The 24,828-nt window shown below is 59.9% G+C and carries 22 protein-coding genes; 10 read left to right on the top strand and 12 right to left on the bottom strand.

The genetic code is table 11. The features are described 5' to 3' along the window. Window positions 1-84: 84 nt before the first annotated feature. Complete coding sequence (locus AC0X69_RS10245) at window positions 85-342, top strand: hypothetical protein (protein ID WP_482607376.1); 258 nt, start codon at window positions 85-87, stop codon at window positions 340-342. Between the two features lie 51 nt (window positions 343-393). On the opposite strand, the gene AC0X69_RS10240 is transcribed toward AC0X69_RS10245, so the two are convergent. From AC0X69_RS10240 to AC0X69_RS10190, 11 genes are all read right to left on the bottom strand, one after another. Next, window positions 394-1,002 carry a DUF3047 domain-containing protein gene (locus tag AC0X69_RS10240; RefSeq protein ID WP_482607375.1) on the bottom strand — a complete coding sequence of 203 codons (609 nt, stop codon included), beginning with the start codon at window positions 1,000-1,002 and terminating at the stop codon, window positions 394-396. 77 nt (window positions 1,003-1,079) lie between these two features. Continuing rightward, window positions 1,080-1,862 (bottom strand): 3-hydroxybutyrate dehydrogenase, encoded by a 783-nt coding sequence (locus AC0X69_RS10235; protein WP_482607373.1) that lies wholly within the window; start codon window positions 1,860-1,862, stop codon window positions 1,080-1,082. Window positions 1,863-1,886: 24 nt separating this feature from the next. Continuing rightward, window positions 1,887-2,627, bottom strand: a complete 741-nt coding sequence (locus tag AC0X69_RS10230) for an acetoacetate decarboxylase (protein WP_482607371.1) — start codon at window positions 2,625-2,627, stop codon at window positions 1,887-1,889. Between the two features lie 25 nt (window positions 2,628-2,652). Beyond that, on the bottom strand, window positions 2,653-3,393 hold the full coding sequence (locus AC0X69_RS10225; RefSeq protein WP_482607369.1) for an acetoacetate decarboxylase: 741 nt from the start codon (window positions 3,391-3,393) through the stop codon (window positions 2,653-2,655). Window positions 3,394-3,405: 12 nt separating this feature from the next. Continuing rightward, a complete protein-coding gene (locus tag AC0X69_RS10220; RefSeq protein WP_482607368.1) occupies window positions 3,406-4,650 on the bottom strand; it encodes a DUF3734 domain-containing protein in 1,245 nt (414 codons plus the stop codon). Window positions 4,651-4,740: 90 nt separating this feature from the next. Next, window positions 4,741-5,598, bottom strand: coding sequence for a DUF547 domain-containing protein (locus AC0X69_RS10215; protein ID WP_482607366.1), 858 nt, complete (start codon window positions 5,596-5,598; stop codon window positions 4,741-4,743). Window positions 5,599-5,762: 164 nt separating this feature from the next. After that, window positions 5,763-6,446 carry an outer membrane protein gene (locus tag AC0X69_RS10210; RefSeq protein ID WP_482607364.1) on the bottom strand — a complete coding sequence of 228 codons (684 nt, stop codon included), beginning with the start codon at window positions 6,444-6,446 and terminating at the stop codon, window positions 5,763-5,765. An 874-nt stretch (window positions 6,447-7,320) separates the two neighbouring features. Then, a complete protein-coding gene (locus tag AC0X69_RS10205; RefSeq protein ID WP_482607362.1) occupies window positions 7,321-7,896 on the bottom strand; it encodes a carboxymuconolactone decarboxylase family protein in 576 nt (191 codons plus the stop codon). Between the two features lie 32 nt (window positions 7,897-7,928). Next, the gene (locus AC0X69_RS10200) at window positions 7,929-8,624 is read right to left on the bottom strand and encodes a TVP38/TMEM64 family protein (RefSeq protein ID WP_482607361.1); all 696 of its coding nucleotides are present in this window, start codon (window positions 8,622-8,624) and stop codon (window positions 7,929-7,931) included. After that, window positions 8,621-10,048: a dihydrolipoyl dehydrogenase family protein gene (locus tag AC0X69_RS10195; RefSeq protein ID WP_482607360.1), complete on the bottom strand. Its 1,428-nt coding sequence runs from the start codon at window positions 10,046-10,048 to the stop codon at window positions 8,621-8,623. The genes AC0X69_RS10200 and AC0X69_RS10195 overlap by 4 nt, the downstream gene beginning before the upstream one ends. Then, window positions 10,045-11,043, bottom strand: a complete 999-nt coding sequence (locus AC0X69_RS10190; protein ID WP_482607358.1) for a radical SAM protein — start codon at window positions 11,041-11,043, stop codon at window positions 10,045-10,047. Before AC0X69_RS10190 ends, AC0X69_RS10195 begins: the two co-directional genes overlap by 4 nt. A gap of 187 nt (window positions 11,044-11,230) precedes the next feature. Between AC0X69_RS10190 and AC0X69_RS10185 the strand changes: the two genes are divergently transcribed. Both AC0X69_RS10185 and AC0X69_RS10180 read left to right on the top strand, forming a co-directional pair. Next, window positions 11,231-11,899, top strand: a complete 669-nt coding sequence (locus AC0X69_RS10185) for a TIGR04283 family arsenosugar biosynthesis glycosyltransferase (RefSeq protein ID WP_482607357.1) — start codon at window positions 11,231-11,233, stop codon at window positions 11,897-11,899. Continuing rightward, window positions 11,809-12,510 carry a TIGR04282 family arsenosugar biosynthesis glycosyltransferase gene (locus tag AC0X69_RS10180; protein ID WP_482607355.1) on the top strand — a complete coding sequence of 234 codons (702 nt, stop codon included), beginning with the start codon at window positions 11,809-11,811 and terminating at the stop codon, window positions 12,508-12,510. The genes AC0X69_RS10185 and AC0X69_RS10180 overlap by 91 nt, the downstream gene beginning before the upstream one ends. Here the strand turns inward: AC0X69_RS10180 and AC0X69_RS10175 are convergent. Further along, window positions 12,487-13,752: an adenylate/guanylate cyclase domain-containing protein gene (locus AC0X69_RS10175; RefSeq protein WP_482607353.1), complete on the bottom strand. Its 1,266-nt coding sequence runs from the start codon at window positions 13,750-13,752 to the stop codon at window positions 12,487-12,489. The genes AC0X69_RS10180 and AC0X69_RS10175 overlap by 24 nt on opposite strands. 1,495 nt (window positions 13,753-15,247) lie before the next feature. Between AC0X69_RS10175 and AC0X69_RS10170 the strand changes: the two genes are divergently transcribed. From AC0X69_RS10170 to AC0X69_RS10140, 7 genes are all read left to right on the top strand, one after another. Then, on the top strand, window positions 15,248-16,321 hold the full coding sequence (locus tag AC0X69_RS10170; RefSeq protein WP_482613355.1) for a flavodoxin family protein: 1,074 nt from the start codon (window positions 15,248-15,250) through the stop codon (window positions 16,319-16,321). A 244-nt stretch (window positions 16,322-16,565) separates the two neighbouring features. After that, window positions 16,566-17,414, top strand: coding sequence for a sterol desaturase family protein (locus AC0X69_RS10165; RefSeq protein ID WP_482607351.1), 849 nt, complete (start codon window positions 16,566-16,568; stop codon window positions 17,412-17,414). A 681-nt stretch (window positions 17,415-18,095) separates the two neighbouring features. Beyond that, window positions 18,096-18,419 (top strand): hypothetical protein, encoded by a 324-nt coding sequence (locus tag AC0X69_RS10160; RefSeq protein ID WP_482607350.1) that lies wholly within the window; start codon window positions 18,096-18,098, stop codon window positions 18,417-18,419. A 167-nt stretch (window positions 18,420-18,586) separates the two neighbouring features. Further along, window positions 18,587-18,994, top strand: coding sequence for a FixH family protein (locus tag AC0X69_RS10155; RefSeq protein ID WP_482607349.1), 408 nt, complete (start codon window positions 18,587-18,589; stop codon window positions 18,992-18,994). Then, window positions 18,991-20,229, top strand: coding sequence for a TolC family protein (locus AC0X69_RS10150; protein WP_482607348.1), 1,239 nt, complete (start codon window positions 18,991-18,993; stop codon window positions 20,227-20,229). Before AC0X69_RS10155 ends, AC0X69_RS10150 begins: the two co-directional genes overlap by 4 nt. Beyond that, window positions 20,226-21,602: an efflux RND transporter periplasmic adaptor subunit gene (locus tag AC0X69_RS10145; RefSeq protein ID WP_482607347.1), complete on the top strand. Its 1,377-nt coding sequence runs from the start codon at window positions 20,226-20,228 to the stop codon at window positions 21,600-21,602. The genes AC0X69_RS10150 and AC0X69_RS10145 overlap by 4 nt, the downstream gene beginning before the upstream one ends. Next, window positions 21,599-24,781 carry an efflux RND transporter permease subunit gene (locus AC0X69_RS10140; RefSeq protein WP_482607346.1) on the top strand — a complete coding sequence of 1,061 codons (3,183 nt, stop codon included), beginning with the start codon at window positions 21,599-21,601 and terminating at the stop codon, window positions 24,779-24,781. The genes AC0X69_RS10145 and AC0X69_RS10140 overlap by 4 nt, the downstream gene beginning before the upstream one ends. Window positions 24,782-24,828 lie beyond the last annotated feature (47 nt).

The raw sequence follows: 24,828 nt of genomic DNA, 5'->3' as shown, positions 1-24,828 counted from the left end.
GACGATTGATGTTCGCTTCGGCGTGTCTCGTCGAGTGTTCCGCCATGCGGGACACGCCGATTTGCGCCGCCTGATCTAGCCGTCATGACGCCCAACCCAACCATACTTGTGGCCGATCGGGAACGTGAGCTGCGCTGGATCGGGAAAGTCATAGCGCGCGGCTTTTTCGCTGGAGAACATTACTTCGTGCTCCAGCCGCTCGGCCACTCGGCCACGCTTCTCAGGCACTGGGAGATATTCTCCGGATTTATGGCGCCGATTCTTATGCATGGAACCATGCTACAGGCCACGAAACAGGGCTTTGCCGAAATGAACGATGCGTCGAAAAAGCGCGCGGAGTGAAAACATTGCGTTAGGAATTAGAGCAATCAGAGATTCAACTCTCAGTGACTGCTAGCGTCCGTCCACTATCGGCCCGAACAGGGCGGATGCGGGCTCATTCGTCTGATCATTGTCGTTGAACACGGCGATGAATTTCAACTCGCCTGGCTCCTTGCCGAACACGTTTCTATAGTCTGCTGCGACGTCACGCTGTTCGACGCGCATAAGACCGATGTCGGCGCTTCCGCGGAGTTGGATATAGGCGAGGCTTTGGTGTCGGTGGGAGCGGATGATCGATCCGTTGCGCATAGGCGTCGCCGTCCAAACATAGCCCAACGTCGGAACGTCGCGATTGAAAAACGACGGCTTGCCGAAAACGAACATGATCATTGCGCCGAAATCCTCAGTTGCGAGCTTGCGCAAATCTGCCGTGGCCTGGAGTTGGTCGACGCGCCATCGCCACCGAACGCGCGTCAGCTCAGCGCCGTCTCGCTCAACTGGTTGATAGAGACCGGATGCGGATTTATGAGGGATGCTACGTAGCATGGCGCCCTGCGCGCTCTCCTCGACGCTGAAATCGTTTCGGCCAACGAAGTCGATCCGCTTCGCGCTAGCCAGCGCGTTTGCAGGATCTAGCAGTAGACTTTCCGCCCGCGCGACGGACAAGGCCGTCCACGTCATCCAGAATATCAAAACAGCTCCTGCGCCAAGCTTCGCTTTTGTCAATTTCGTATCGCTCCCCGTCTTATGACGAGCCATTATTCCATGAACCAGCCATGGCTGACGACCAGCGACTGTCCGGTAAGCGCGTTGGATTTGGCGCCAGCGAAATACATGACTGCTTCCGCGACGTCTTGGACGCTTGTAAACTCGCCGTCGACCGTCTCCCTCAGCATGACATTTTGGATCACTTCGGCCTCGCCAATCCCAAGCTCCTTCGCCTGTTCGGGTATTTGTTTCTCGACGAGAGGGGTGAGCACGAAGCCAGGACAGACGACATTGGCGCGGACATTATGCTTGGCCCCCTCCTTCGCCACGACGCGCGCCAATCCGAGTAAGCCATGTTTGGCTGTCACATAGGCGGCTTTAAGCGGAGAGGCTTCTTTCGAATGGACGGAGCCGATATAAATGATCGAGCCCGAACTTGCCTCGTACATATATTTCAGACAGGCTTTCGTCGTCAGAAATGCGCCGTCGAGATGAACGGCGAGCATCGTTTTCCATTGATCGAACGGAAACTCATGGACTGGATGGACAATCTGAATTCCAGCGTTGCTGACCAGAACGTCGATGCGACCGTAAGCGGCGTATGCGGCGTCGACGCCGGCATTGACGGTCGCCTCGTCGCTTACATCCATTTCAACTCCCATTGCAACGCCGCCCGACGCTGCGATCTCTGCCGCAGCGGCTTGGGCAGCGCCCTTTTTCAGGTCCGCGATGATGACCCGAGCGCCTTGCGCCGCAAAGGCGCGCGCGATCTCCTTGCCAATGCCGCTCGCGGCGCCTGTGATGACGACGACCTGGTCCTGAAAGAGAGTCATTCTCGCCTCTTCGACGATGGGGGTTCAGACGGCGAGATAGTCATGCGCGACTTCGCCGAGTTCGAGTGTAACGTCGGCGATGAGATGGACGCCGGCGTGCGCTTCGAGGACAGGCAGATCCGCGACCGGCGCCAACGCATGCGGATGCAGTTCAAGACTTGCGGGACCGCTCCATGCGCCTTTTAGCGTGACATCCCCGAGTCGGTAGCGCACCAGTTCGCAAATGCGCGACGATCCGTCGACATGGGGAATGATTTTGAGCAGAAATCCGGGCTCGCGGAGCGAGCGCAGAGCGTCACTCGCATCCATCGTGCAATGCTTGTAGCCCATCGCGCCTGTCGCTATACGCAACGGACCGTAGTCGAGCGCGCCGACGAGGGTGTCATGTTCGACCCGCAGCGAAGGCGAGGCGAGCTTCTTGGGAAAGCCCCACAGTTCTCGTCCTCCGGCGATCGGCGGATCGTCGTCCAGATACATGGCGTGGACATAGCCGCCAGTCTCGCCCGCGAAGCGAACCGGGATAACCTGCCCTGATTCCGTGTAATCGCCGAACCCAGTGCTGTCAGGCATGCGGATGAATTCATATTTTACGATCGGCTCGATAATTTCGAGCGGCTTCGGCACGATCTTCTCGAGCGCGGCGAGATCCGTCCGATAGGAAATGACAAAATATTCGCGATTGACGAAGCGATAGGGCCCCCGCGGATAGGAGGGACTGTGCAACGGCATGGAAAAGGCTCTCCTGCGAATCTCTTGCGCTTTCATTGAGACGCTCCCTGGCGAATGTCCGTCAATCGGCGAGATAGTCGAAAACGACCTCTCCGAGTTCGAGCGTGAAATCGGCGATCACATGGACCCCTCTGATAATCTCGACAATTGGCAAGTCACTCACCGGCGCGAGAGCGTGAGGCTTCAGTTCCAGCGCGCAGGGACCGCTCCACGCGCCTTTGACAACGATGTCGCGGCGGAAATAGCGCACGAGTTCGCAGATGCGCGGCGTCCCATCGACATGAGGAATGATTTTCAGGAGAAAGCCCGGCTCCTGTAGGAAGCGCAGCGCCTCCGCATCGTCCAACGCGCGATGCTTGTAGCCCATTGTCGCGGTCGCCACGCGCGCCGGACCATAGTCAAGCGCGCCGACGAGCGTGTCATGCTCGACGGAAAGCCGAGGGCCGGCAAGTTTCTGCGGAAAGCCCCATAGCTCGCGCCCGCCGGAAATCGGCCCCTGCGCGTCGAGAAACATGTTGTGCGTGTAAGCGCCGGCTTGCCCAGCATGACTGACGGCAATTGACTGCGCAGCGCCCGAATACCGTCCAAAGCCCGTGGCGCTCTCCATCCGCATGAATTCGAAGCGAACGATCGCATCGCCGCAAAATAGCGGCTCGGGCGCGGCTGCTTGCGCTTTCGCTGGTTCGGTCCGGTAGACGACGATCATGTGTTCGCGATTCGAATAACGATGCGGCCCGCGCGTAAAGGAGGGGCTGGTCAACGGCATGGCGAAAGCCGTCCGCTTCACATACTCGAAGTCCATATACGTCGCTCCTTAGGCCGACTTCGCGCGCGACGCCGGCGATTGCGTGGCCTGGCTTCTTATCGGCGCGGCGCCTCGTGGCGGGATCCTCTCGCGCGAGTCCTCCTCCACGGCCGCGTCAAATTTCTCCGCCAAAATGTCGTGCATCACGTCGAATACGCGGACGCCGATTTCCTTCGGCATGGGCGCAAGCCACGGGGAGGCGCGCAAGGTTTCACGCGCGTCGGAAAGCCCGTGCGACCAGCGATCATTCATTAGGCTGCGGTCGAAGTCATAATCCTTCGACGCGCCTTGGGGTTCCAGCGGTCGGTAGATGAGCTGCGCAATATCCATGCGGGTGACGCAGGCGTATTCATAAAGTTGCTGTGCCTGCGGAATCTCCTTAATCGCTTCCGGCAATAGTTCATAAAGTTCGTTGATGAGGTGGCGAACCTGATGACGCTCATGAAAATTTTGCGTGCCGACGCGCGTCCTGCTGGAATAGCGAATGTCCTTCTCGCGTTCACTGATTTCCTCGAGATTGGCGGGAAGGGGCCCGAAAGCCTGGAACACGTCGACCTGAAAACACAGGCGGCTGCGTCTCGGAAAATAGTCGAGCACATATTGCAGCGGCGTATTCGAGACGAGGCCGCCGTCCCAATAGAATTCGCCATCGATCTCGATCGGCGGAAAACCCGGCGGAAGAGCGCCACTGGCCATGACATGCTCGGGCCGAATAGTAATGTTCTCGCTGTCGAAATAAGCAAATCTGCCGGTTTGAACATTAACTGCGCCGACGCTGAGCCGCATTTCCCGAGCGTCGTTGATGCGATCGAAATCGACGAGCCGCTCAAGCGTGCTTTTTAGCGCGCTCGTCGTGTAATAGCTCATGGGTGGACTGTTAACGAACCATTCGTGTGGCGCGCGCGGCGCAAAAAAACCAGGCTGCCCGAACATCAGCGCAGTGACGCCACTCGCCTTGCGCTGCCAAGCGCCGAGCGCGCCTGTAACGCCCGAAAACCATAGCGCAGTCGGAGCCGTGATTCCTTCCCAGAATTCGCGCAGCCGTGCGACACGAAGCTGTGGCGCGTTTCCTGCGATGATGGCGGCATTGACGGAACCGATCGATATGCCCGCCACCCAGTCCGGCTGATATTCCGAGCCCGACAACGCCTCGTAAACTCCCGCTTGATAGCTGCCCAGGGCGCCTCCGCCTTGCAGCACGAGCGCCACTTTCTTGTCATATGAGCCTGGCCGCACGGGCCTAAATTCAGTCATGTTCGTGGTTCCGGAGATCGATAGTGTCGCGGAAGGAAGAGGCTCCGAGCATCGCAAGCCGAAGCGCCGAAGATCAGTCTGAGCCCCGCTTCACCGCACGACATCGTTGAGCGTCCAATCGTATTGATGACTGCTAATCGATCTTACAGAGTCGAGTTTTAACCTGAGAGACGGAGTCGCATATTTGCGGAGATGTCTGAGGACGCCCACATCATCGCCGCCGAAGTCCGACTTGAACCATTCGTAAATCGACGAAACCACGAGCCGGCCGCCGGAGAAATTCGTTCCTCGCGGGTTGTTGACATAGGCTTTCGCCGCCGCGTCGAGTTGCGCGTCGAGGCGGGCGCCGGTGAAGGCGTGGGTCTGTAGATTGGGACAGCCGACCGATGCGCAATTTACGGAATAATGCGCTCGCGGATCCTTGAACAGTGGCCGCAGCACGCCGTGCTCGATGTCGTCGAGACTGAATTCGACGCCCTGCAGTGTCAGCACTTTGGCCTTCCATGGGCCGCCGGTGAACGCCGCAAAGAGCCCGCCGCCGAGCGAGACGTTTTTGATCGACGAGACAGGATAGTGATCCAGCACGATGTCGATCGTCTTTGCATTATAAAGATTAGCGAGGAAGGCGAACTGCTCCGAACGGCCGAGCGTTCGCGGGTCGACGGCGCGCAGGCTTTCGAGATACTGCTTTAACTCTGCGTGGCCATTCGCTTGAAAGCTTCCATAGTCCACCCGGTTCAGCCCGTCATCGGCCGGATGCACATAAGTTTGCAACAGACGGTCCCACGCCGAGTGATCGACAACCACGGAAGGATCATTTGCAGCTTCGCGGAAGAGATCCGCGGGCTCGGTTGTCGCCGCAGCCGCGTAAGATATAAGCGCGAGAAGTGACGCCACGCGCACACCCCCCCAAAAAGCTACGTCAATCACTTCGGCAATTCTTCGCATTCGTGGCTCCTTCTGGGCAGCAATTATGCCGTCGACTCTGGCGGCCGTTCCAGGGCATACGTTTAAGAGTCGACGTTCTCCGCGATCCGCGCGGGTATCGCGGAGATCACATCGTCGGCCCGGCGGCGAGCGCCGGGATCGCACTTGCTTGACGGCTTGCTCGACTAGAATCTTGCCAGGATCGACGCGGGCGTAAACAGATTGAAGTGATAATTCACGCCCGCGCGGACGGTGTGAAATCGTGTGTCCCCGCGATTGCCGGCAAAAAATGCGTTTCCGCCGTTGTTGCTCAGACTGGTGTAGAGATATTCGACCTTCGCCGACCATTTGGAAAAGGCTGCGGGAGCCCATTCGACGCCGCCGCCCGCTGTCCAGCCTGTCTGCGTGTCCCCGTATTCGTTGAAGAGCCCCGCCTGTTTCACTCTCCCGTACGCGAATCCACCGCCGCCATAGACGAGCAAATGCGAATTGAGCAGCGCAATGCCAGCGCGACCGCGAACCGTGCCAAACCACTCGACTTTTGTTGGCCGCACGCCCAAGAAGCTGACATTAAAGCCGCCGTTTCGCGTAGAAATATCGGCGCCCTGAAAGTCAGTTTCGAGACCAGCGACCAACAGTGGCGTCAGCTGATAATTGAACCCGACCTGACCGCCGCCGACGAAACCGTTGAAGTCTGAACGCTGGCCGAAGCCATAGCCCGCATTGAGGCCGACATAAGGACCCGTCCAGGAGAACGCCGGCGGCGGAATGTATGCGAGAGACGCTTTTCGGGAAGGAAGATCGGCCGCATTGGCCGAGCCTGTGGCGAGAACTGTGGCGAGAGCCAAAGCCGAGATTCGCTGCTTCATCTTGCCGTTCCTTCATACTGGTTTTGATCTGGAGCTCGCGGCCTTATTGCATCGACTGCATTTGCACGCCGGTCACGAAGTGACGTTAGCGGCGAACGCTCTCCATGTTTCCCAGTTCGCGCGGCGGTGAGGAAAGTTACACGTCGACAAGTTCATTGGTGCGAGAGCGGCGGCAAATCGAACGTGTCCCACAAATACTGCGACGCATGTCGTGAAGCGAAAAAACAAAAACGTGAAGCGCCTGCGTGAGAGGCGTATTGTGCGAAGGCGATCAGCGATGCAAGGCCCCAACGCTTGCGGCATTGCCTTTTCAAAGCACAGTCTTGGAAGGCAGGGAACCGAGGCGCTACTCACACTTCACGCGGTTCGTTTTTTGACGACGCATGAGTTGCGTCGATTCATCACGCGGCGAAGGCGCTCGCCGCTCCACCGGTTCAGAAGAAATTGCACGGTTGGAACGCTGGGCCGTGTGCTGCCGCGCTCGTTAAGAATGGATCAAAAGCTCTCGACCATGCGCTGCGATGGCGCTCAACCGACGGCGATGAGCGTGACGACAAGGATGACGACGGCAGCCGCAGCGTAGATCGAAAGAGCAGCCGTGATGGCGTTCATGAGCGTCCTTCTGTCTCGCGCGGCGAAACGGGCGCTTAGATCTCGCGCCTCGAAGCGTTGGCCGCATTCGACAATCGATTCTTCGAACGAACTGTCTGAAAGTTACAAATGCCGTGGAAGCGTCGCAAATGCGATGTGCGCGATCGGCGAACATTTAGTGTTCAGCAATCCCGTCACGGAATTGGGCGCGTGCGAGCCTTCGTCGCTCGCATTGTGATCATGGCGCGCGCTGTGACTCATGGCCGTCGAGCGACGGATTGGACTACGGAGAAAGCGAGCTCGCGCTCGATTGCGCCGGCGCGACGCAAAAGCCTTGAGGCGGAATATCGAGCGCCGCGTTGAATTTTGATGAAAGGTTTTGAAACGCGATTAAACCGGTCAATTCGACGATAGCGTCGTCGGGCCATCTCAGTTTTAGTTTCGCTCGCAAGTCGTCGCTTACGCCCGGCTCAGTGATCGTCATTGCTTCGGCGTATTCAAGAGCGAGCCTTTCGTCCACGGTGAAGAGCGCGCTCGCCCGCCATGCGGGGAGCGCCTCGATTTTCTGCATTGGGACGCCGCGCTTCGCCAGCGTCGCCGAATTGATGTCGACGCAAAACGCGCAATGATTGATTTGTGAGACTCGCACTGTCACGAGAGATCGTAGTGCAGGCGAGAGCGGGGACGACCGCCGATCCAGTGCGCCATAAAGCAATGCGACTGCTGCGAAAACCCAAGGTGAGCGACCCCACAGCAGGCCGGGATCGAGCACGCGGCCATAGGTTCGCCGTTGCTTCCAGAAGAAAAGGCGAATGAACCACGGATAGTCGATTATCTCTTTCGCCGGCACAACAGACATTTGCGGATTTCCATCAGTGAGAGAGATGAGGCTCAAGACGGCGCTTTGCGCAAGCGGCGCAAGGCGATCGGCAACAGCGACAAAAGACCGAGCCCAACAAGGGCGGCGATCAGGGTCGGGCTGAACACGTCTTTCAGCCGCACATCGTCTCCGGCGTCGAATACCTGCCCCAGGCTTGCGCCAAAGGCCGTGTAGACCGTAGTCCCCGGGATAATCCCGAGAGCGGTCGCTGCAACATAGGGAGCAAGGCGCATATCGAGGAGCGCCGGGACCAGATTGACGGCCCAGAACGGGAAGGCCGGCACAAGGCGCAGGAAAAGCAGATAGCTGAAGGCGTCCTGCCGAAAGCCCTCGGCCATGCGGGCGAGAAACGGCCCGGCGCGTTGACGCAGCAAATCGCCAAAGGCCGAACGCGCGATCACAAACAGCAGCGTCGCCCCCGCCGTCGCGCCAATGACGGTCAGCGTCGCGCCAAGCGTCACGCCAAAGAGGAAGCCGCCGGCCAGCGTCATGATTGTCGCGCCCGGCAGGGAAAGCGCGACAACGGCGGCATAGGCAAGAACAAAGCCGATCGCCGCCAATAACGCGTGAGACTCGACAAAGACGAGAAGTAGGGCGCGATGGTCTTTCAGAGCTTCGAGCGTGAGGTAGCGATCGAGCCGGAACGCAAAGGCGGCCGCGACGAGCGCCACCAGAACGAGGAGAGGGGCGACGCGTTTGAGATTCATCCAAAAAGTCCCAGAAAGCGCACGAGTTTGCGCGTGCGCGGAGAAAAGAGCGTCGGCGTGTAGTAGCTCCCAGCGGCCCGCTTGGAGATTTCGCTTAGCGTCGGGTAGGGAGCGATGAGATTGGCGATGGCTCCGATTTTCAGGCCTTGAGAGATCGCTAACGTCCAGGGCGCGATCAATTCGCCGGCCTTCTGGCCGACCATCGTCGCGCCGAGCACCCGCCCGTGCTTGGTCGTAACCACTTTGAGAAAACCGCGAGTCGTCCCCTCGGCGCGCGCGCGGTCGTTGTCTCGAAATTCGGCGCGCAGCACTTGCGCGCCGTCGCCATAGTGGTCCCGCGCCTGTTCTTCGTTGAGACCGACCTGAGCGAGTTCGGGGTCGGTATAAGTGACCCATGGAAAGGGCGATGGCTTGCTTTTCGCTGGCAGCCGGAAAAGTGCATTACGAATGATGATGCCGGCGTGATAGTTCGCCATATGCGTGAATTGAAGTCCGCCAATCACATCTCCGGCGGCAAAAATCCGTTTGTTCGTCGTGCGCAGGCGCGCATCAACCTCGACGCCCTTTCCGGAGAAGCGCACGCTGGCCGCCTCTAAGCCGAGATTTTCGATATTTGGCTTGCGGCCCGCAGCAAGAAGCAGATGCGAGCCATCGAGGCGTTTCTCTCCAGCCTCCGTCTCAATCACGAGCGCGACGCCGCGATTTCCGTTCTCTACCCGTGCGATTGTTGCGTTTTCCAGTATGTCGACGCCCTCTTCGGCGAGCGTCTCGCGCACTACGGCGACCGCGTCCGGATCATCCTTGGGCAAGATGGGACCAATATCGATCAAAGTCACTTTCGCGCCGAGGCGCCGATGCGCCTGCGCCATTTCACAGCCGATCGGCCCGGCGCCAACGATGAGCAAATGGTTTGGTAGGACCGAATTCTCGAAGATCGACTCGTTCGTGAAATAAGGAACGTCTTCGATTCCCGGAATGTCGGGGATCGCGGCGCGGCTTCCTGTCGCGAGCACGAAGCGCCGCGCGCGGACTGTTTTTCCGCCGGCTTCGATCGTTCGTTCATCTATAAACCGGGCGCGCGCCTGTATTACCGTGCAGCCTAACCCAACAAAGCGCTCAACCGAGTCGTGCGGCGCGATCGATGCAATCACGTCGTGCACATAGGCGTTGACAGCCGCGAAATCGACGCGGGGCTCGCCGCCATGAACGCCGAAGCGCGTCGCTCGCGAAATCGCGTTCGCGGCCTTGGCGGCCGCGAGCAGCGATTTCGACGGCACGCAGCCTGTATTCAGGCAATCTCCGCCCATGCGGTTTGCCTCGATAAGAATCGTCTGGGCGCCGATCTGCGCCGCGCCCGCGGCGACAGAGAGACCGGCGGAGCCGGCGCCGATAATGCAAATGTCGCACGTGATTTGTTCGCTCACGATCCATTGTCTCCCTTCGCGCTGCACGAAGCGCCGCCAAGAACGCAAAAACGCGAGCAGAAGACATGATTGAGACTGACCGGGCGAAATGACTCCGCGAGCGTCGTCCCCAACTCGAAACCAAGCGCGTCCGGCAAAAGCGTGCAGGACACAACAACAGGCAGCTCCGCTCCCTTGCGCTTGATCACCATCCGCGAAGTCGCGCACATCATGTCCATGGGGGAGCGGCCCAATATGCTCCAGCAGCCTTCGCTGATCTCAGGCACATCTTCGCGTGGGTCCATTTCCGGGAAGAGGACCAATCGAGCGGCATCGCCTGCGTCGACGCCCAACCCCAGCCTGTCGAACAGCGCGCGAAATCCGCCTCGCGTCTCGGCCTCGGTCTCATCCCATACGAGACGCGAAGCGATGGTCAGATCGAAATTATTGGACGCGAGCCAGCGCAAGCCGTCGATCGCAGGTTCCCAGCTGTTGGGTCCGCGAATTTTTTCATGGCCGGCCGCTTCGTAATGGTCGAGCGATACGCGTATCGTCAGCCTGCCTGGGAATCTGGCTGAGAGATCGAGCAGCTTCGCCTTCGCGCGCTGCATCGGTTTCATCCCATTCGTGAGGATAACAACCCGATGGCCCCCGATGAGACAATCTTCGAGCATTCCCGGCGTATCGGGGTTCATGAAGGGCTCGCCGCCGGTGAATCCGATTTCTAACGGTCCACCAGAGAGCCCCGCCGCTTCCATCAGGAACGCCGCCGCCTCAGCGCGCGTCAGATAGGAAAGACGGTCGTTGCGCGGCGAGGATTCGATATAGCACCCCTCGCAGGCGAGATTGCAAAGCGTCCCCGTGTTGAACCACAAGGTTTCAAGATGGTGAAACGGAACCGACGCGCGGCGCTCACCCTTGGCCGTGACGTCTGGATCAGCGAATTGGGCCGCTGCCCGGGATAGGTCTGCGCGAACGCCTTCCCCATTCAAGACACTGACCGAAGGGACTCTCATACGACGGTTCCTCGATGTTCAGTTAGGCAATTCGAATCTGCGCTACAAAAGGTTTCACCGCTGCGGCGGATATGTCGCGCCGCAGCTATATAGTCGGCCAACTGCCTTCCTCTAGGATGTTTTCTAATCTCCGGCACGGAAGTAACTTTTCCCGGGGTCGCGACGAAGGCCTCAATAGGCGGTCAGCATGAGCCTATCGATTGTCATTCCGATCTTGAACGCTTCGCAAACGCTGCCAGGAACACTGGCGGCGCTGTCTGGCGTCGACGGCGAAATTCTCGTCGTCGATGGCGGCTCAACCGATGCTAGCGCAAACATGGCGCGTGACCGGGGCGCGCGGGTCATTGTCGCGCCGAGAGGACGCGGCCCGCAATTAAGCGCCGGCGCCGAGCAAGCAGGGGGCGACTGGCTCTTGTTTCTTCACGCCGATACTTTGCTGGGGGAAGGCTGGCGGAAGGCCGTGACCCATTTTTGCAAGGACCCGGCAAATCGGACGAAGGCGGCGACCTTCCGCTTCGCTCTGGATGATCCATCACGGCAAGCGCGACGTTTGGAGCGAATGGTCGCCTGGCGCGTTAGGAGACTGGGCTTGCCCTATGGCGATCAGGGCCTGCTTATTCATCGCGACCTTTATCGCGCTGTCGGCGGCTATAAGCCGCTGGAGTTGATGGAGGATGTCGATCTCGCGCGCCGGATCGGTCGGCGCCGCGTCGTAGCGCTTCCCGTAACGGCCCGTACCTCCGCCGCGCGGTGGCGTCGGGAGGGATGGCTGCGGCGCAGCGCCCGCAACCTCCTTTGCCTCTCGCTATATTTCGCAGGCGTTCCAACGAAGTTCATCAAGCGCGTCTACGGCTGACGATGGGGCTTCGCGCGCATCTTGTCATTTTTACGCGCGCGCCGCGATACGGCGCCGGCAAGCGGCGCCTCGAAGCAGGCATAGGGCCTATGCAGGCGTTGAGGTTTCAGCGCGTTATGCTAACGCAGACACTTCGACGTCTCGGCGCCGATCCGCGCTGGACAACGTGGCTCGCGGTGACACCCGATCGCTCTGGACCTTGGCCGCCTAGTTTTGGCGTTTTGCCGCAAGGCAAGGGCGACCTCGGCCAGCGTATGGCGCGGGTCGCAAAAGCGTTGCCGGCGGGACCCGTACTCATCATGGGCTCCGATGTGCCGAGGGTCACGATTGCCGAAGTGGCGTGCGCTTTTCGGGCGTTGGGCAATCATGACACGGTTTTTGGCCCTGCAGCGGACGGTGGCTACTGGGCCGTTGGCTTTCGCCGCCGACCCCACTTCGTTGATCCCTTCCGCGACGTGCGGTGGTCTACGGAACATGCGTTATCCGACAGTCTGGCGAACTTAGCCGGCGCTTCGGTCGCGATGCTCAATATGCACGAGGACGTCGACGACGCCGCGTCGCTCGCGCGTCTTTCCGGTTGGGAGTTTCTATACGGTCGCCGCCGCCGGTAACCGAGGTCCATTTGAGGAACGCCCCGCCTCTATTAGAACCGCGAGATCCACTGGATAGTCGACGCCCGCAATTTCGCGCCCAAGACGATAGCCCCACCTTTCGGTTGATGCGTAACCTTGGGACCGAGCAAGTTCAAACGTCGCCGAATCGGTTACGGCCGTCACCCGCTCAATCTTGGAGTGCTTTTCGAGCCGGGCGCCGAAATTGACGGCGTCGCCTATAATCGTGTACTCGAGCCTTGTGCTGTCGCCAACCGCGCCAAACAAAACATCACCCGTTGAGACTGCCAAGCCAAACGAGGGCGCCACTAAGCCAGCCTCGATGCGCGTAGCGCGCCACGCCTCAAGCTCCGACGCGATTGCATCGACAGCGCGGAGTGCGTCAGCGGCATAAGTATCGTTTACGATCACAGCGCCAAAACTCGCTAGGATTCCGTCGCCGAGGAATTTGTCGATGAATCCTCCACTACGCTGAACGAGCGGTATAACCCGCCTTTGATACTCGCCGAGCAGCTGCATTACCTCCTGAGGCGTCAGGCGGCGAGAAATCCTTGTGAAATCGCGCAAGTCGATAACGAGGGCGGCAGCCGATCTCAGCTCCGCCTGACCGGGCTCGATCGGAGCCTCGGCGCGCGCGATTCTCTGCGCCAGGCCTCTTGCGACGAAGCGAGACAACTCGTTGGCCGCAGCATGATCGACGACGCAACGCAGAACAAGTTGCCGCGTTCTCCGCAACGCTAACGCCAGCACCGCCGTAACCATGAGAATCGAGACAATCTTGTCAAATTCCGCGCCGAGCAGAATGCTCGACGAATTCATGTAATGGACATAGTCGTGAGTGACCGGTGGATTGTCCGATTGCGCCACGATGGCGTAGAGTAAGAGACCGCCCCAGCCGGCGGCGCTGACCGCTCCTGCGAGCAACACCCATCGCGCCTCGAAACTCAATGTGCGCAAAGCTATAAAAATAAAGACATAAAGCAGTGTTGGCGCCTTCAAGTAAAAAGCTGGCGGCTGATCATATTGAAGATGAAAGCTCCAAATCAGCAACATCAGCACGCCTATATCGACGATGATCGAAAGCGCTACATGCCAATCTACGAGTCGGTTTTGATAAATCAGGATGAGCCTGACGATGATGAACGCGCCATAGGCCGCCAGCGTCCACGGAACGGACTCGAATGCTTGCGAGGGTAAAGCTCTTGGCGCGAGCGCATAGAGCGCGCTCCAAATCAGCAGCAATGCGCCTTGCGCCCAAGCGATAAGCAGTTCTCCCTGCTTATGTTCCTGCGCGATCACTCCTCTCAACCGTGACGGAATATGAGCCGGCGCCGGCTCGCCGAGTGGAACTGCCGTTAACGAGCGCCAGAACTGCGAAATTGCGTGTCGGAACATCGTCGTTGTGTGAGCCAAGGAGTTCATGGTGGGTGAGCGGCTTAATGTTTTTTGACGAGTTGCGGGCCTTTGCTTGCGCGGGTCTAATCTCGGCGGGCATGTACATGCATACCAGAGACATAGAGCGTTTCATCACGCAAGTACGCGTGGCGACTGCGTAAACACTGCCCGACAAACCTTAATTGTCACGCGGCGGCGATCTGATCCTTGCATCAGGATGAGCAAACAAGAATCGCCGCAACACAATGAGCAAGTCTGCCGCCCGCTTGGCCGCTCCGAGTTCCAGAAACAAACGAATATCGGCGACAATCCTATCGCGCACAACCGTCGAGCCAATCGGAAGGAGAAGCAAGTAACTCGCGTAAAGTGAAGCGCATTTGGTGGACGGGACCACGCATGGCGGTAATTCTTCCCGGGTCAGATCGGAAAACTCCAAGCAATGAGCGAGCGAAACTAAATCCGGAGCCGTGACGGAGCACGCAAAGTTTGGTTTGGACGGCAGCCATTTCATCGGAGTTTTGGCTCCTTGGCATGACCGCGGTCGGAATCCGCCAGACGCGGTCACTAAGCAGATGGACTCAGTGTGACCATCTTGGCATGCAGGGAAGACGGAACTTTTTTTCGCCCATGTAGTTCCGAACGGTTCAGTCATGCTCGGGTCACTGGCAAATTGCGTAGCCAAGGCAGGGGTCGCTGGCGCCGGACCTGAGTGAATTGACGATTTTTGCGCTACCGCCTGCGACGCCAATGAAGAGCAGGAATGCGAGCAACGCGATTTGAACTGCCTTTTTCATGTCGTCCTTCCTTGTTGGCTCCACCTTTGGGGGCATAGAACCCTTTTCGCGCTGTACCGTATTCGCTCGTCGGCGCGCCCCACAATTCTGCCTACGGGCGTGAGTGCTCCGATCGTGAAGCAGGATCAGGACCAATCGCAGCGATACGCCTCGCCCTCGCCCTCGCCCGCGCGGCGCGTGGCCACCCACCCGAGACGCAGAATCGTCCGAGCTCTGGGTCAGATTCTCGACTTCGAATCCGTTCCGCAGATGCGCCAATAAGAAGTGCTAAAAAATTCTTCGAAATCGACGGCTTCTTGGTTACGGAGCTGACTGAATTTCTTTTCGGGAGAGATTTCGAGAACTTGAGGGTTGTCACCTCTATCGACAACTTTCTCCTATCAGCCACCGACCTTCAAATCGCACTTGGGGAACGCCGCACGGATTTCGGCTGCGAGCAGCGCCTCGTCTTTTGCAACAAATACAAGTTATCGTGCATTTATAGAGCTCATAACGAGATTTCCCCAACGGGACTTATCACGGAAACCAAGAGGAGCGTCGAGAAGATCATGTCAACATCCTCCTCACCGCGTAAGGGCATGCCTGATCCAACGCTTGACGAATTACAATTTCGGCAACGCTTTGCCAGCCAATTTCGGGATCCCGCATTCAATCCGCTGGGCGCCGAGCTCGAGCGTATCGCCTCAGCTGCTTGGGATGCTTATACTAACGCGCGCAAAAGTCCTCTGACAGTCAAGGCTGGCGAAGAGTTCGCCGACCCCGAATTTGAACTCGCCTCCGATTGGCTCGGAGCATACAGAGCAATCGAAGCCGCCCGCCTTCGCCACGATGACCCTTCCGGTCCGACGCGGCTGTTGCTTGTAAACGGCTCATCGCGCAGCGAACATACTTGTCCCGGCGAAATGTCGAAGAGCTGGCGGCTGGCTGAAATTGCCAAGGCGAGATTTGATGCAGCGGGGGCGCATACATGCGTGCTCGACCTCGCCCGCCTTGCATCCGAGTATGGCCGCCATATTCATCCCTGCAAGGCATGTTTCTCGACGGCGGCAGCGCTCTGCCATTGGCCATGTTCCTGTTATCCAAACTACGCGCTGGGCCAGACGCAGGATTGGATGAATGAAATCTATCCCATGTGGGTCGAAGCCCACGGGGTCATGATTATCGCGCCGGTGAATTGGTATCAGGCTCCGTCAGGATTGAAACTGATGATGGATCGTCTTGTCTGCGCCGATGGCGGCAACCCGGATCCGACCCGGACCAAAGGCAAGAACGTTTCGCTCGCCAAGGAGCTCGAACTGGCGGATTGGCCCTATCCGCGTCATTTAGCGGGCCGCGTATATTCCATCGTGGTGCATGGCGATGTCGAGGGCGCAGAAACCCTCCGGCGGATTCTCTCCGACTGGCTTAGCTCCATGCATCTCGAGGCGGCGGGCGCCGTCGCTGAGCTCGATCGCTACATTGGCTATTGGAAGCCGTATGCAACGAGCCACGAGGAACTCGACGCCGATACGGCCATGCAGGAAGAAGTGCGGCTTGCGGCGGATACTTTGATCGCCGCCGCCAGGACCCATAAAACAGCACCCCCGGCCAAATTCCTGGCAAGGGAGCCACGCCAGAAATAGCGACTGCGACGAATGCTTGGCCGACGCTCCCGTCTCGCGCATATAGGATTGATCAACCGGTCGACCGACAATAGGTTCTCACTTCGTTTCAGCCCGCGAGAACCGACGATCTGAACATACTGTTGCGTTCGGACAGTTCGATCCAGACCCAAGTCTCCAATGAAATGCCGTAAGTGGTGCCGAGCATTTCAGGTCTCGGATTGAACTGTCAATCGACACACCTCAAGGCCTCTATGTGCCAGACATGACCTTCGTCGACTTCCTCCTTGCCTACGAACCCCCGATCCGCCTGGGGGCTTTCGCCAGCGTCTTCGCCGCGATGGCGCTTTGGGAACTGCTGGCGCCGCGGCGACGCCAAGCCGTGGGCCGCCTCCAGCGCTGGCCCAGCAACCTCGGCATCGTCGTGATCGACACCTTGCTCGTTCGCTTCACCTTTCCGGTTGCCGCTGTCGGCGTGGCTCTGGTTGCCGACGACCGCGGCTGGGGGTTGTTCCGGGCGTTGGGAGCGCCAGCTTGGCTCTCGCTCATCGCTGCGATCATTCTCTTGGACCTCGCCATTTACCTGCAGCACGTACTGTTCCATGCCGTGCCGGCGCTGTGGCGGTTACACCGCATGCATCACTCCGATCTGGAATTCGATGTGACCACCGGCGCGCGTTTCCATCCGCTCGAAATCCTGCTGTCGATGGTGATCAAGATCGGCGTCGTCGCCGCGCTCGGGACGCCGGCGGTCGCCGTGCTACTTTTCGAAGTGCTCCTCAACGCTACCTCGATGTTCAATCACGGCAACGTCCGCCTTCCGAAGAGGTTTGACGAAGCGCTGCGCTGGATTCTCGTCACGCCCGACATGCATCGCGTTCATCACTCGGAGGCGCCACATGAAACCAACAGCAATTTCGGCTTCAACCTGCCCTGGTGGGATCGGCTGCTCGGGACCTATCGCGATCAGCCGGCGGCCGGTCACGAGGGCATGACAATCGGCATTGAGCAGTTCCGCGACCCGAGCGAACTGCGCCTCGACCGCATGCTTCTGCAGCCATTCCGAGATGACGACCGCAGCTATCCGTTGGGCCGGCGGGGCCCTGCCTCATGACGCCGCAGATTCACGTGCTGGTGTAGCGGCCGACGAGCTCGAATCGCCAACCGAATCCAAGAGCCCTCGATGGGCGCTCGAATGCGTGGTCGCCAATCTTCTCGACGAGGCGCTTCGAGCGGAGCCGGATGGCGGCGCCGTCCAGGTTCGCGTCCTTCCGACGGCCACAATTGAGGTGATCGATCATGGCCTGGCGTCGCGCATCGGATCGCGAAAAAATATGCGAACCTTTCTGACGGAGCGACAGGGAAGGAGCGGGCGTTGGTCTTGGGGTGTCGATTTCGAAGAGACCCATCGAACGGATGTGAGGATCGATCTTCGTCGGAGCCACGCCTGGCGGCGGCGCGACATTCAGGATTGAAGGGATGCGACGCTGGCAACTCCCGAGTTGACGGCTTCGGCGCTCAATCGCGCCTGATATCGGCGGCGTGCGCGAAGATCCCGACGGACGGACCGACCTTCACGTCTTAGGCGCTTCTCACCTTCGGCCGGCCGGCCCAAGCGCAAGCACGACGCCAAAAGGCGGTTACCGCCGCGATCATGAGGTGGACGACGGGAAGTCCGCATCATGGCCACAGGGGCGCCCTGCTGTAGACGCTGGTCGCCGCGTCAAGCGGACTGGCGTCCGCCACAGTTTTGCGGGCCGAGGAGTCCGTGATATCAATCGCGCAGAGGACGACAATGAAGCAGAACTGGCTGCGCCTAATCGTCTCCGCGATGGTTGTCGTCGCCGCGCTCTCGGGCGCGGCGTCCAGTTTTGCTGCGCCAGTCGCGAATTCATGTGTGGGAATGTCGGCGGCAGAGGATTGTCCGGACCATCCGGTCGACCACACGGCGGCGCTGCGACACTGCGATTCTCTCATCTGCGGGGCGATTCAGCTCGCGCCTCACGCGACTTTCACGCAAGCGCGCAGGGCGGAAGTCGGGCTGCGGATGCAGGTTCCTGACGACGCGACGCATCGAGGCGTCTCAAGCCCACCCAGCCTTCGTCCGCCGATCTTCTAAAGCAGTCCTAGCGCCAATTTTTCCAGCGCCTCGGCGCTTCGACGGCAATGTCGCCGAATCCCTTGCTTTGCGCTGTTTAATCGGCCCCCGCCGTCGTGCGCGCATTTGCGCAGCATCGTCGCGCGACAGCTATTCCAGCAGCACCAGCTTCCGAGAGGAAGCAAGAGATGACGCTAATGTCAAAGAACAACAGGCAGCTTGCCAGTGGCGTGCTGCTGGCGCTCCTCGTAATTGGCGTAGGACACGCCCGCGCAGCCATCGACGACTATGCTTTTGAGCTGATCCAGTCGACGCTCAAGAGGGGACAAGGAGTCATTGACGTGCGGTTGATTCACAAGCCGGACGGGAAACTCGTGTCCGACGCCGTCATCTTCGCCATGAGGCTCGACATGGCGCCGGACGACATGGAAGCGATGACAAGCGCCATTGAGTCGACAAGACCCCCGCAGCCTGGTCTCTATCGATTTAAGGTAGACCTAACCGACGAGGGACGTTGGCGCATCTCCCTTGCGGCGAAGCTTCAAGGAGAGATCGGAACGCTTCAGAACCGTCTTGTCTTTCGAGTTACGCGATGATGCAACGTCTCCGTTTGCCTCTAGTTGCAGCCCTGCTCTTGAACCTATCAATCGCGTCCGCTTCGGCGGCCGATCGTGACCTTCCCGGCGTAACGGCCGAGAGCGTCGTTGCTTTGGCAAAAAAACTCAGCCCCGAGGTGGCGGCCGCGGTTCTCGACGCGGACTCCGCCGCCCAGCGCGTCGGCGCCGCCGGCGTCCAGCCAGATCCCGTGGTCACGTTACAAGCTTGGGACGTGAACAGTCGTGGCGTGCGTGAGCGGTGGATCGGCGCCCAGCAGACGTTCAGGCTTTGGGGGAAGACTGATCTGGAGAGGGGCGTCGCAGAAGCGGACGCCGACGCCGCCTGGCATCGCAGTCATGCAATTGAGATTGACCTCGTCGCACGCGTCAAGACCGCTTTCGCTCAATACAACGCCGCGCAGCGCGCAGTCGCGTTGTCGAAGTCGCTGAAGCAACGGGTCGACCAACTGCTTGAGCTATTTCGCCTGCGCTATGGCGCAAGCTCAGTCGAGCAGGAGGATGTCATCAAGGCAGAACTCGAAGCCGCCAACGCGGCCGCAGATGTCGCGCGCCGCGAAGGGGAAGCGAAATCGACGGCCGCCAGGTTGAACGCTTTGATCGGGCGCGACGCGCGCTCGCCGCTTGGCGCGCCCAAGGGTTTTCCCTCTCTCAAAACAAAACTGACGCTTGCGGGCGTTCAGGACCTCGCACGCGCGTCCAACCCGCAGCTCGCCGCCACGCATGCTCAAGTGCGATCCGCAACGACGGCCAAGAAGCTCACCGATCTGAATTACTATCCGGACATCACCGCTGGCGCGAACTTCGTGCAACGCCAGACCGGCGAAAACAGCGGCATGTTTATGCTGGGTTTTACTGTGCCGCTGCAATATGAGGCGAAGGACGCCGAACAGCGGGCGGCGAGCGCCAGCGTTGGGGCCGCGCAGGCGCGCAACGAGGCGCTCCGCATCCGCCTAGACGGCGAAGTCGCTGAGGCATGGTTCCGGCTCGAGGCCGTCCGCAAGGCGATCAGGATATTCGAACAACGACAGCTCCCGCCGGCGAAACTGTCGATCGAAACGGCGCGCAGCGGATTCGACGCGGGCACGACGAGCTTGGCCGCGCTCCTCGACTCTGAGCGTCGCTTGCGCGCCATCGAGCTGGAGCTCCTCGGCTTGAAAATCGAGGAGCAGAGCAGATACGCCGACCTCGAACGCCTCGCGGGAGGTTCGCTATGAAGGGCGCGAAACTTCTTTTCGGGGCGGCCCTCGCTGTGGGGGCATTCGTCGGCGCTGGCGTCGTGCTTTGGCGCGCCAAGGAGCCGGTGCGCGCGCCTACCGAGATTCATGCCGGAACCGGGCCGGTGATCTACTACCGGGATCCGGACGGGCCCTTCTATTCCGCCGAGCCGAAGAAGAACGCAGCGGGCAACGACTATGTCGCCGTCCGCGCCAGCGAAGACGTCTCCTTCGAAGACAAGCCGACTGCGCCTGGCCATCAGGAAAGCCGCGGCCGTCGCATCCGTTATTACCGCAACCCGATGGGCCTCCCCGACACCTCGCCGGTTCCAAAGAAAGACCCGATGGGTATGGACTATGTGCCCGTCTATGAAGACGAGACGCAGGACGCCTCCACGGTCGTCATCAGCGCCACCAAGTTGCAAAAGACGGGCGTACGTTCGGAGCCTGTCCAGCGGCGGATGATCGCCGTTCCTGTTCGGGCGTCTGGCCGCGTGGACTTTGACCCGCGACGCATGTCGGTCGTGTCGCTTCGTTTCGAGGGATTCGTCGAATCTGTCGAGAAGTTCGCGGAAGGCGATTATGTGCGCAAGGGCCAGCCGCTCATGCGCATCTACGGGCCCGACCTCTCCAACGCCGCGGCCGAATATGTCGCGGTGCTGAACGCCCATTCCTCGGCGCGAATCGAAGGCGCACGGCGGCGACTCGTCAATCTTGGCCTCGACGACGCCATGATCGCCGCTATTGCACGGAGCCGCCGCGTTCCCCGCGTCATCACATGGCCGGCGCCGCAGGATGGCCACGTCATCGAACGCAAGGCCTTAAGCGGCATGCGCGCGGCGCCCGGAGAGATGCTGTTTCGTATTGTCGATCATAGCGTCGTGTGGTTGCTCGCGGATATTCCCGAGCGAGACGTGGAATCCGTCGCCGCGGGCCAGACGGCGATCATCCGCACGAGATCCTATCCGGATCGGCCCATCAAGGGACGGGTCGCGCTTATCTATCCCCATCTGAACATGGAAACGCGCACCGCGCGCGTGCGCATCGAGCTGCCGAATGCGGAAGGCTTGCTGCTCGGCGACATGTACGCCGACGTCGAGATCGAAACCGGCGGCAAGGGGAGGGTCCTCGCCGCTCCGGAAAGCGCGATTATCGATGCAGGCAAGCGACAGGTCGTGCTTCTCGACAAAGGCGAAGGCCGCTTCGAGCCGCGACAAGTCAAGATCGGCCGTCACGGAGACGGCTATGCGGAAATCAAAAGCGGCGTCGCCGAAGGAGACCGCGTCGTTACTTCCGCCAACTTCCTGATTGATGCGGAGAGCAATCTGAAAGCGGCGCTAGAGGCGCTCGATCATGGCGAGGCAGGCAAATGATCGGCCGGCTTATCTCCTGGTCGGCCCGCAATCTCGTGCTGGTGTCGGTTGGGACCTTCTTTGCGATCGCCGCCGGCCTCTATTCGCTGCGAACTCTGCCCCTAGACGCCATCCCGGATCTTTCGGACGTGCAGGCGATCGTCTTTACCGAATATCCGGGCCAGGCGCCACAAGTCGTGGAGGACCAAGTCACCTATCCATTGGCGAGCGCCATGTTGACGGTTCCGCGGTCGAAGGTGGTGCGCGGCTTCTCCTTTTTCGGCGTCTCCTTTGTCTATGTGATTTTCGAAGACGGGGTGGACGTCTATTGGGCGCGTTCGCGCGTGCTCGAATATCTGAGCGCCGTGACAAATCGCTTGCCGGCCGGCGCCTCGCCGGTTCTCGGTCCTGACGCGACGGGCGTCGGCTGGGTCTATCAATATGCGCTTGTCGCAAAGCAAATGACGCTTGCCGAATTGCGCTCGCTGCAGGACTGGACGCTGCGTTACGGCCTCGCGAAGGCCGAAGGGGTCGCCGAAGTGGCGAGCGTGGGCGGTTACGTGCGACAATATAATATTGTCGTCGATCCTAACCGGCTGCGCGCCCTCAACATTCCCCTTTCAAGGATTCGCCAAGCCGTTCGCGCCAGCAACGCGGATGTCGGCGGCCGAACGGTGGAGCTTTCGGAATTCGAGTTTATCGTTCGCGGACGAGGGTATCTGAAAAGCCTCGCCGATCTCGAAAATATCGTTTTGCGTGCCGGCGAGGGAACGCCGCTCCTTCTCAAGGATGTCGCGCGCGTTGAACTCGGACCGGATGAGCGGCGCGGCGTCTCCGAGCTCAACGGCGAAGGCGAGGTGGCGAGCGGAATCGCCTTGCAGCGTTATGGCGCCAACGCCCTGACCGTCATCGACAATGTTAAGGCGGCGCTGGCGCAGATCACGCCAAGCCTTCCCAAGGGCGTTGAGATTGTCCCGGTCTACGACCGTTCCGAACTTATCCACGCCGCGATCGAAACCCTTCGCGGCACGCTTGTCGAGGAAAGCGTCATCGTCGCGCTCGTTTGCGTTGTCTTCCTTTTGCATTTCCGCAGCGCGCTGATCGCGATCATCATGCTGCCGGTCGGCGTGCTCATGGCCTTTGCGGCGATGAAGACGCTCGGGCTCGGGTCCAACATCATGAGCCTGGGGGGCATCGCCATCGCCATCGGCGCGATGGTCGACGCCGCGATCGTGATGATCGAGAACGCTCACAAGCGGCTGGAGCGAGCCGCGCCCCATACGCCGCGCCTCGACATTTTGATCGATGCAGCGACTGAAGTCGGTCCGGCGTTGTTCTTCAGCTTGCTCATCATAACGGTCTCCTTCCTGCCAATCTTTACGCTGGAGTCTCAGGAAGGTCGGCTTTTCAGCCCGCTGGCCTTTACAAAGACCTTCGCCATGGCGTCAGCGGCGCTGCTATCCGTTACGCTCGTGCCGGCGTTGATGGTTGTTTTCATACGCGGCAAGATCGTCTCAGAGGAAAGAAACCCGATCAATCGGGCGCTGATATCTGTCTACCGGCCGATCATCCGCCTGGTCATGAACGCGAAGGTTCCAACGATCCTTCTGGCCGTCGGCGCTCTCGTCGTCACGATTCTTCCCGCGCGCCAGCTCGGTTCGGAGTTCATGCCGGCGCTCAACGAAGGCGCGCTGCTCTATATGCCGACGACCCTCCCAGGTATTTCCGTGACCAAGGCTGCGCAACTGCTGCAGACGCAGGATCGGATCATTAAATCCTTTGCCGAAGTGAGGTCAGTTTTCGGCAAGGCCGGCCGCGCATCGACGGCGACCGACCCCGCGCCGCTCGAAATGTTCGAGACCATCATCAATCTCAAGCCGAAGGATGAATGGCGGCCTGGCGTCACGATCGACAGCCTCGTCGCGGAGATGGACGCCGCATTGCAGTTCCCAGGCGTTTCCAACGCTTGGACCATGCCGATCCGCAACAGGATCGATATGCTCGCAACCGGCATCAAGACCCCGGTCGGCGTCAAAATCATGGGCAATGATCTTTCGAAGCTCGAAGGGCTCGCGCGGCAGGCGGAAAAAGTCATTAGGGGCGTGCGTGGCGCCGCGTCCGCCTATGCCGAGCGCGTGATGGGCGGGTATTATCTCGACATCGAGCCGGATCGCGGGGCGCTTGCGCGCTATGGACTGATGATCGACGACGTGCAGGCCACAATTACGACGGCGCTCGGCGGCGAAGTCGTGACCACCACGGTCGAAGGACGCGAGCGCTATGGCGTCAACATCCGCTACCCCAGGGACTTTCGTTCAAGCCCTCGAGCGATTGCGAGCGATGTCCTCATCTCGCTTCCCGGCGGCGGAACCATTCCGCTTGGCGAGGTCGCAAGGGTTGAGCTGGTCCGCGGCCCTACCTCCATCCGCACGGAGAATGGACAGCTCGCCGTCTATATCTTCGTCGATATCCGAGACCGTGACATCGGCAGTTTCGTGGCCGAGGCCCGCAAAGCGGTTAGTGACGCAATCGATTTTCCAGCGGGCTCCTATGCCGTCTGGAGCGGTCAGTTCGAATATCTGCAGCGCGCCGAGACACGCATGCGCATTGTCGTTCCGGTCACGCTCGCAATCATATTTTTGTTGCTCTATCTGAACTTCAGGCGAATTACCGAGACATTGATCGTCATGCTGTCCCTGCCTTTCGCCCTCGTCGGCGGCGTCTGGCTGATGTGGCTCATGAAATTCAACATGTCCGTCGCTGTGGGCGTGGGCTTCATCGCGCTCGCCGGCGTCGCCGCTGAAACCGGCGTCATCATGTTGATTTATCTTGACGCAGCCATGAATGAAGTCGCGGACGCGCGCGCCAATCAGGGTAAGGCGTTCACAAAGGCGGATCTTCGCGAAGCCATCATGCTCGGCGCCGTTGAACGGGTGCGCCCCAAGATGATGACGGTCGTCGCCATCATGGCGGGCCTCGTGCCGATATTGTGGAGCACGGGCGCCGGCTCTGAGGTGATGCAGCGTATCGCTGTCCCGATGATCGGCGGCATGGTCTCCTCCACATTTCTGACGCTCATCGTGATCCCGGCGATTTATGCGCTGATCAAAGGCATAGGATTGCCCGTAACCGGACTTGAAAAGAGCCAAGAAATGCTGGCTTTGAAATCCGAGTCGCCGCAAGCTGGGTTGAACGTCTGAGCTATTACGAAGGGCTGGACAAATCCGTGAAAGGAATTCGTCGGCCT

Source organism: Methylocystis sp. Uni0008, from assembly GCF_056838045.1.
This window is presented reverse-complemented; position numbering and strand designations above follow the sequence as displayed.

Excerpts from the sequence above, each read along its gene's own strand:
- AC0X69_RS10245 (WP_482607376.1), top strand. The coding sequence starts at position 85 with ATGACGCCCAACCCAACCATACTTGTGGCCGATCGGGAACGTGAGCTG.
- AC0X69_RS10240 (WP_482607375.1), bottom strand. The coding sequence starts at position 1,002 with ATGACGTGGACGGCCTTGTCCGTCGCGCGGGCGGAAAGTCTACTGCTA.
- AC0X69_RS10235 (WP_482607373.1), bottom strand. The coding sequence starts at position 1,862 with ATGACTCTCTTTCAGGACCAGGTCGTCGTCATCACAGGCGCCGCGAGC.
- AC0X69_RS10230 (WP_482607371.1), bottom strand. The coding sequence starts at position 2,627 with ATGAAAGCGCAAGAGATTCGCAGGAGAGCCTTTTCCATGCCGTTGCAC.
- AC0X69_RS10225 (WP_482607369.1), bottom strand. The coding sequence starts at position 3,393 with ATGGACTTCGAGTATGTGAAGCGGACGGCTTTCGCCATGCCGTTGACC.
- AC0X69_RS10220 (WP_482607368.1), bottom strand. The coding sequence starts at position 4,650 with ATGACTGAATTTAGGCCCGTGCGGCCAGGCTCATATGACAAGAAAGTG.
- AC0X69_RS10215 (WP_482607366.1), bottom strand. The coding sequence starts at position 5,598 with ATGCGAAGAATTGCCGAAGTGATTGACGTAGCTTTTTGGGGGGGTGTG.
- AC0X69_RS10210 (WP_482607364.1), bottom strand. The coding sequence starts at position 6,446 with ATGAAGCAGCGAATCTCGGCTTTGGCTCTCGCCACAGTTCTCGCCACA.
- AC0X69_RS10205 (WP_482607362.1), bottom strand. The coding sequence starts at position 7,896 with ATGTCTGTTGTGCCGGCGAAAGAGATAATCGACTATCCGTGGTTCATT.
- AC0X69_RS10200 (WP_482607361.1), bottom strand. The coding sequence starts at position 8,624 with ATGAATCTCAAACGCGTCGCCCCTCTCCTCGTTCTGGTGGCGCTCGTC.
- AC0X69_RS10190 (WP_482607358.1), bottom strand. The coding sequence starts at position 11,043 with ATGAGAGTCCCTTCGGTCAGTGTCTTGAATGGGGAAGGCGTTCGCGCA.
- AC0X69_RS10185 (WP_482607357.1), top strand. The coding sequence starts at position 11,231 with ATGAGCCTATCGATTGTCATTCCGATCTTGAACGCTTCGCAAACGCTG.
- AC0X69_RS10180 (WP_482607355.1), top strand. The coding sequence starts at position 11,809 with ATGGCTGCGGCGCAGCGCCCGCAACCTCCTTTGCCTCTCGCTATATTT.
- AC0X69_RS10170 (WP_482613355.1), top strand. The coding sequence starts at position 15,248 with ATGTCAACATCCTCCTCACCGCGTAAGGGCATGCCTGATCCAACGCTT.
- AC0X69_RS10165 (WP_482607351.1), top strand. The coding sequence starts at position 16,566 with ATGACCTTCGTCGACTTCCTCCTTGCCTACGAACCCCCGATCCGCCTG.
- AC0X69_RS10160 (WP_482607350.1), top strand. The coding sequence starts at position 18,096 with ATGAAGCAGAACTGGCTGCGCCTAATCGTCTCCGCGATGGTTGTCGTC.
- AC0X69_RS10155 (WP_482607349.1), top strand. The coding sequence starts at position 18,587 with ATGACGCTAATGTCAAAGAACAACAGGCAGCTTGCCAGTGGCGTGCTG.
- AC0X69_RS10150 (WP_482607348.1), top strand. The coding sequence starts at position 18,991 with ATGATGCAACGTCTCCGTTTGCCTCTAGTTGCAGCCCTGCTCTTGAAC.
- AC0X69_RS10145 (WP_482607347.1), top strand. The coding sequence starts at position 20,226 with ATGAAGGGCGCGAAACTTCTTTTCGGGGCGGCCCTCGCTGTGGGGGCA.
- AC0X69_RS10140 (WP_482607346.1), top strand. The coding sequence starts at position 21,599 with ATGATCGGCCGGCTTATCTCCTGGTCGGCCCGCAATCTCGTGCTGGTG.